The 633-nt window shown below is 40.6% G+C and carries 1 rRNA gene; it reads left to right on the top strand.

Going from position 1 to position 633, the window contains the following annotated elements:
- Positions 1 to 187: 187 nt before the first annotated feature.
- Positions 188 to 633: ribosomal RNA gene (locus tag CJ192_RS09170) — 23S ribosomal RNA — on the top strand; the annotation flags it as partial.

Below are 633 nucleotides of genomic sequence, written 5' to 3'. Positions count from 1 at the left end.
ACAAGGTAGCCGTATCGGAAGGTGCGGCTGGATCACCTCCTTTCTAAGAGTAAAAAGTCGGTACGCTGACTTTTACCAAAAGAAAATTTTAAAAATTAACTTCGTTAAGTTAAAAGAGGTAATTTACTTTTCTATATATAAGAGGGTTAATTGAACCTAAAAAAATTAAATAGCTATAAATATTTCCAGTCAAGAAAGAAAGGGCACAAGGTGGATGCCTTGGCACATGAAGGCGATAAAGGACGTAAGTGAACGAAAACTAGGGTGAGCTCACAAAAAGCACTGACCCCTAGGTCTCCGAATGGGGCAACCCGGTTGTGGAAGACACAATCATTACTAAGTGAATACATAGCTTAGTAAGGCGATACCCTGCGAACTGAAACATCTAAGTAGCAGGAGGAAGAGAAAGAAACATCGATTTTCTAAGTAGCGGCGAGCGAAAGGAAAAGAGCCTAACTCATTAGCGATATCTTAAAGTTAGTCGAATTATTTGAAAAGATAAACCAAAGAAAGTGACAGTCTTGTAGACGAAAGCTTTAAGATACGAGAGGGAAAGTATCACCGGGCACGAGTAACCCGGTGTGAAGATAGGGGGCCCATCCCCTAAGGCTAAATACTAACATGTGACCGATA

It is taken from the genome of Anaerococcus hydrogenalis, assembly GCF_002871895.1.
Lineage (GTDB): Bacteria > Bacillota > Clostridia > Tissierellales > Peptoniphilaceae > Anaerococcus > Anaerococcus hydrogenalis.
Note: the sequence above shows the minus strand (reverse complement) of the source record. Positions and strands in the feature narration are given on the sequence as shown.